Source organism: Streptomyces boncukensis (assembly GCF_011045075.1).
Lineage (GTDB): Bacteria > Actinomycetota > Actinomycetes > Streptomycetales > Streptomycetaceae > Streptomyces > Streptomyces boncukensis.
The window spans coordinates 1-5,956 of sequence record NZ_JAAKZZ010000454.1 but is presented as its reverse complement, the minus strand read 5'-3'; the positions used below and the strand labels follow the sequence as shown (position 1 = coordinate 5,956).

Here is a 5,956-nt window from a genome sequence, read left to right as displayed (position 1 = left end):
GCGCTCGGTACCCCGCCCGAGGGGGCCGCGCCGCACCGGATCTCCGCGTTCACCGCCTTCCTTCCCCTCCTCGTGCCGCTGCTGCTGATCGTCGCGAACACGGTCGCGACCGCGATCGACCAGAACGCGCAGCACGCCGTCGGCGACGACGACAAGTACGATCCCTCGCCCGTCCCGGAGGCGCTCTCCTTCATCGGGAGCCCGGTCGTGGCGCTGCTCATCGGCCTGGTGCTGGCCGTCTATGTGCTGCTGCCGCGCTGGACGACCCGTACGCAGGTGAGCGGCTGGCTGTCCGAGGCCGCCTCCTCGGCGGGGCTCATCATCCTGATCACCGGCGCGGGCGGCGCGCTGGGCCAGGTGCTGCGCGCGTCCGGGGTCGGGGACGAGATGGCGGAGGCCATCGCCTCCTGGAGCCTGCCGGGGGTGCTCGTACCGTTCCTCATCGCGACCCTGGTGCGGCTCGCTCAGGGGTCCGGGACGGTAGCCATGATCACTGCGGCCTCGGTGTCCGCGCCGCTGGTCGACGGGCTGGGGATCTCGGCGCTGCTGGCGGCGCTGGGCTGCTGTGCGGGCTCGATGGTCTTCAGCTACTTCAGCGACTCCTACTTCTGGGTGGTGACCCGGTTCACCGGGCTGGACGGCGTCGCGGCGCTGCGCGGCTGGTCCGGCATCACGACGGCGGTGTGGCTCGGCTCGCTGCCGCTGCTGCTGGTCGCGAGCGTGGTCCTGTGAGCGCCCGCCTCTTCCCGGGACGGCGCCCGGGGACGCGTCTGCCGGGCCCTGCTGCGCCGCCGTCTGCGCCTGGCGCCGTGGCCGCTCGCGCAGTTTCCCGCGCCCCTGACGGGGCGCACCTGCGCGCCCCTTCCCCCGGCGCTTGGGCAGTCTGCGCCAGGGGCGCAGGGTGGGCAAGCGCAGCCCCGCACCCGCCAACGGCGGCGCACCCCCACCGCCGTCAGGCGGGGGTTGCGAAGGGGCGGAGCCCCTGGACTCGCCCTGCGCTGAGGGCGTCAGGAGCTCTCCGGCCACGTTCGCGCCGCTCGCAGCGGCAGAAGCGGCGCTCCGCCGGAGCGGCGGCGGCGGGCGTGCCCGGCAGGACGCCCGCGAGGCGGGTGTCCGCGGCCCGATGCCGGGTGTGCGGCTGGGGGTTTGGGGGCCCGCGGCGAAGCCGCTATCGGATGCAGTCCCCAACTTACGCTGCGGGAAGGGGCGGGATAGGGGAGAGGCCCGCCGCAGGCGTACGTCGCAGCCACAAGGAGGCACTGTGAACAGCGGAGTGCTGGTCATCGCCGATGACCTGACCGGCGCCAACGCGACGGCGGCCGCCTTCGCCCGCACCGGTATGCGCGCCGTCACCGTGGGCGCCGACCAGGACCCGCGCGTCGCCGCGGAGTTCGCCACCCGCTTCGACGTGGTCGTCGCGAGCACCGACGCCCGGCACAGCCCGCCCGCCGAGGCCGCAGCCCGGATGCGCGCCCTCATCCGCGCCGCGGGGCCGTCCGCCGCGCTGGTGAGCAACCGCGTCGACTCCACGCTGCGCGGCAACCTCGGCGCCACCACCGAGGCCGCGCTCCGCGCCGTACGCGAGACCACCGGACGGCGCGCCGTCGCGCTGTGCGCGCCCGCGCACCCGGAGGCGGGACGGCTGACCGTGCAGGGCCGCCAGCTTCTCGACGGCGTACGGCTGGAGGAGACCGAACTGGCCCGCGACCCCCGCTCGCCGCTGCCCACCTCGGACGTCGCGGCGCTGCTGCGGCGGCAGGCGGAGCTGCGTACCGCCCTGCTGCCGCTGGAGGCCGTCACCGGAACCGACGGCGGCGAGCTGCGCGCGCTCGTCGCGAAGTCCCTCGCCGAGGGGGCCGAGGTGCTGATCGCCGACGCGCTCACCACCGAGCACCTGGACCGGGTCGCCGAGGCCGCCGTCGGCGCGACCGCGCGGGACGACGCGGATCCGGACCCTGTCTGGGTCGGCGTCGACCCGGGCCCCGGCACGGTGGCGCTCGCGCGGGCGCTGGGCCTCACCCGGCACACCGGCGGCGCGCCCGTGCTCGCCGTATCCGGCTCGGCCACCCGCCTCACCCGGCTGCAGCTCGCCCGGCTGCGCGCCGAGTTCCCGGTCACCGCCGTACGGATACCGGGCAGCGGCACCCCGGCCGAGGCCGAGGAGGCGGCGGCACGGCTGGACGCGGCGCTGGGCCGCGCGGGCCCGGACGAGGTGGTGCTGCTCACGACCGTGCTCGACGACGCGGACGTGGTCGACCGGATCGGCCCCCGCGAGGCCGAGCTGCTGCCCCGCGCCCTGGCCCGTACCGCACGCCGGGCACTCGAACGGCACAGGGTCGACGGGCTGTTCGCGACCGGCGGCGACGTCGCGGCGGCGCTGTTCGCGGAGCTGGCGGCGCGCGGCCTGGACGTCGAGGAGGAGCTGGTGCCGCTCGCGGTCGCGGGCAGCTTCGTGGGCGGGCCGTGGGCCGGGCTGCCGGTGGTCACCAAGGGCGGGCTCGTCGGGGACGCCGGCACGACCGTGGACTGCGTCAGCTATCTGCGGCGCGCCGCGGCCGTGGCCCGCAGACACGTCCGCGCGGCGGACGCGAGGAACACCCCGGGCCAACCACGGCACACACAACAACCACAGCACACGCAGCACACACAACACACACAGACCGCACAGAAGGAGGACTGATGAACCGTCCCGTACTGGCCGTCACCCTCGGCGACCCCGTGGGCATCGGTCCCGAGATCACCGCGCGGACACTCGCGGAGATCGCGGGAGAGGAGGGCCACCACGGCATCGCCGTCGGCGACGCGGAGGCGTTGCGCAAGGGGGCGCGCGCCGCCGGGGTCGACGTCGAGGTGCGCGAAGTGCGCGACTTCGCCGTCCCGCCCGCCGGGCCGGGCGTCATCGACGTCCACGACACGGGGGTGCTCGGCGCGGACGTACCGGAGTGGGGAACCGTCGACGCGCGGGCCGGGCGGGCCGCCGTGACCGCGATCGAGGTCGCCACGCGCGCCGCGCTGGACGGCGCGGTCAGCGGCATCGTCACCGGCCCGATCAACAAGGAGGCTATCTGGCAGACTGGCTCGCGGCACCTCGGGCACACCGAGATGCTGGGGGAACTGACCGGGGTCACGCGCCAGGACACCATGTTCGTGGTGCGGAACACCGCCGCGCAGGGACACGCGCAGGGACACCACCTGCGCATCTTCTTCACCACCAGGCATGTGTCGCTGCGCCGGGCCCTCGACCAGATCACCGAGGAGCGCGTCGGGCACTCGATCAGGGAGGCGGTCACGGCGCTGAGGGTCTTCGGCACCGAGCACCCGCGGCTGGCGGTGGCCGCGATCAACCCGCACGGCGGCGAGAACGGCGCCTTCGGCGACGAGGAGATCGTCCACCTGGCCCCGGCGGTGGCGGCGGCGCGGGCCGAGGGCCTGGAGGTGACGGGCCCGGTCCCCGCCGACTCCGTCTTCCACCAGGGCCTGACGGGCCGCTTCGACGGCGTCCTCTCGCACTTCCACGACCAGGGCCACATCCCGGCCAAGACCTACGACTTCGACGGCACCATCTCCGTCACCGTGGGGCTGCCGATCCTGCGCACGTCGGTCGACCACGGCACGGCGTTCGACATCGCGGGCACCGGCAGGGCCGACCACGCGACGATGCTCTCCGCGTACCGCGCGGCCGTCGACTACGCCCCGTACGCCCCCCTGATCCGCGAGACCTACGGCACCTGACAGCGATGGCAACTGACACCCCCTCACCCCGCCGGGGCACCCGTGCCCGCCACGAGAGCCTGCTGCGGCTGCTCCGCGAGGGCACCACGCAGGTCGACGAGCTCGCCGCCGCGCTGGGCGTCTCCCCGTCCACCGTCCGCCGCGACCTGGGGCGGCTGACGGAGGACCGCAGGGTGGCGCGGACGTACGGCGGGGCCGTGGTGCCGGAGGCACTCCAGGAGCGGCCGGTCGCGGAAAGCGCCCTGGTGCGGCCCGAGGCCAAGGCGGCCATCGCGGCGGCGGCGCACGCGCTGGTCCCGGAGCGGGGCGCGGTCTTCATCGACGCGGGCACGACCTGCGCGGCCCTGGCCCGGCGGCTCGCACAGGCGGGGCACGAGGGCACGGTCGTCACCCGGGGCCTGGAGACGGCCACGCTGCTGGCGGACGCGCCGGGGATCGAACTGGTGCTGCTGGGTGGCAGCGTGCGCCCGCTCAGCCACGGCATGGTCGGCCCGCTGGTCGACCTGGCGCTGGACCGGCTGTCGTTCGCGGCGGCGTTCCTGGGGGCCGACGCGGTGGACCCGGTACGCGGGGTGGGGGAGCCGACGCTGGAGGAGACGGCGGTCAAGGAGCGGATCGCGGCGCGCGCCGCGCGGGTGGCGGTGCTGGCCGACGCGGCGAAGCTGGCCCCGGACGCCCCCGCGTGGGCCCTCCCGGGGGAGGGCTGGACCCTGATCACCGACACGGAGGCCCCGCAGGACCTGGAACGCCGCTGCGCGGAGGAGTCGGTGACCCTGGTGCGAGCCGCGCCACCGCCGTAACCCGCGAAGCGCGGCTGGGTACGGGGCGGTGCTCCGCGTCATCCACGCGGCTCGGGCGGTGCCGGTGCGTCCGGTACGGGCTTGCACGGCTTCGGTTCGGTCGTGGAGGTGAAGAAGCTCCGCATGGTCAGCTTGCCGCCGTCGCGGGCCTCGTTCTCGAAACCCAGGTAGTCGCCGGGGCTCAGCCGGATCTTCCACCGGTCCTCGCGGGCCGGCTCGGCCTCGGTGACGGTTGGGCGCCCCGTCGGCTCCTCGAACGTGGGCCCCGTCCGCATGCCGAGCAGGATGTGCGTGGTGCCGTTTCCACGCCGCTGACCGCAGTGGTAGCCGGGCTTGAGCTCGTCGAAGCTCACCCGGACCCCCTCGGAGCGCAGGCGCTCGGCGAGTTCGTGCTGCTCCGCGCGGTCGACCAGCAGTTCGTGCAGGGTGAGGGTGATGCTGCCGTCCCGGTGCTTGTGGATGGCGTACGCCGCCGAGCTGCCGGTGGAGGCGGGCAGGGCGACCGCCGCGGCGGCCGCGGCCCCGACGGCGGCGGTGGCGAGCACCGCGCGCCGCGGCGTGACCCGGCGGCGCGCCCGCGCGGCCTCCTCAGGGGCGCCGGGGGCGAGGAGCACCTCGCGCTTGAGTTCGTTCAGCAGCTTGTCCTCGAAGGTCTGGGTGCTCATGCCTCTCCCCTGGTGTACGCGAGTCCCGCAGGACCCGGAGTTCCCGGCGCGGTGCCCGCTGCGTTCGCCGTGTCTGCCGTGTCCGGGACGTCTACGGCTGCCGCCGACCGCAGCGCCTTGCGCGCCCGGTGCAGCCGGACCCGTGCGGCGATCTGGCGGATCCCCAGCGCGGTGGCGGCCTCGGCGACGGTGAGCTGGTCCACGACCACGAGTTCGAGGACCGCGCGCTCGCTCTCCGGCAGGCCGTCGAGCGCGGCCAGGGCGCGCCGCGCGGCGCGCTCCGCGTCGAGCTTGTCCTCCAGCCGGGAGATGTCGTCCTCGTCCAGCAGCCGGCGCCCGGCGATCCGGCTGCCGAGCTCCGCCTGCCGCGCGCTGCGCCGGAACTCCGCCGACACGGTGTTCCGTGCGATGCCGTACAGCCAGGCGGTCTCGCTGCCGCGGCCCGGACGGTAGGTGTGCGCGGAGTCGATCACCGCGAGGAAGGTCTCCGCTGTGAGGTCGGCGACGGTGTGCGGATCGGACACGCGTCTGGCCATGAAGCGGGTGACCGCGTCGACATGGCGCCGGTAGAAGACCTCGAACGCCGCGGGATCGCGTATCGCCGCGGCGGGTCCGCGCCGGTTTCGGGTGTCGGATGTCAAGGTGCGTACCTCCTCGTCGAACCGGACATCACCCTTACTTGGCGGGGCGCGGCAGAAGCGTTACACCGGGCGCGGGCAAGGGGGACCGCCGGTTCGGCGGAGGAGGAGGGAGAGGGAG

General features: G+C 75.2%; 6 protein-coding genes. 4 read left to right on the top strand and 2 right to left on the bottom strand.

Going from position 1 to position 5,956, the window contains the following annotated elements:
* The 4 genes from G5C65_RS29440 to G5C65_RS29425 all read left to right on the top strand — a co-directional run.
* The coding region (locus G5C65_RS29440; RefSeq protein ID WP_241266143.1) for a GntP family permease at positions 1–732 on the top strand (732 nt) is incomplete at its 5' end.
* A 529-nt stretch (positions 733–1,261) separates the two neighbouring features.
* Positions 1,262–2,680 carry a four-carbon acid sugar kinase family protein gene (locus G5C65_RS29435; RefSeq protein WP_338146723.1) on the top strand — a complete coding sequence of 473 codons (1,419 nt, stop codon included), beginning with the start codon at positions 1,262–1,264 and terminating at the stop codon, positions 2,678–2,680.
* A complete protein-coding gene (pdxA, locus tag G5C65_RS29430) occupies positions 2,680–3,732 on the top strand; it encodes a 4-hydroxythreonine-4-phosphate dehydrogenase PdxA (RefSeq protein ID WP_165302089.1) in 1,053 nt (350 codons plus the stop codon). Before G5C65_RS29435 ends, pdxA begins: the two co-directional genes overlap by 1 nt.
* Before the next feature lie 5 nt (positions 3,733–3,737).
* Entirely contained in the window at positions 3,738–4,532 is a 795-nt protein-coding gene (locus G5C65_RS29425; protein WP_165302088.1) for a DeoR/GlpR family DNA-binding transcription regulator, read from the top strand.
* A gap of 38 nt (positions 4,533–4,570) precedes the next feature.
* On the opposite strand, the gene G5C65_RS29420 is transcribed toward G5C65_RS29425, so the two are convergent.
* Both G5C65_RS29420 and G5C65_RS29415 read right to left on the bottom strand, forming a co-directional pair.
* Positions 4,571–5,197: a hypothetical protein gene (locus tag G5C65_RS29420; RefSeq protein WP_165302087.1), complete on the bottom strand. Its 627-nt coding sequence runs from the start codon at positions 5,195–5,197 to the stop codon at positions 4,571–4,573.
* On the bottom strand, positions 5,194–5,838 hold the full coding sequence (locus G5C65_RS29415; RefSeq protein WP_206442407.1) for an RNA polymerase sigma factor: 645 nt from the start codon (positions 5,836–5,838) through the stop codon (positions 5,194–5,196). The genes G5C65_RS29420 and G5C65_RS29415 overlap by 4 nt, the downstream gene beginning before the upstream one ends.
* Positions 5,839–5,956: the final 118 nt, after the last annotated feature.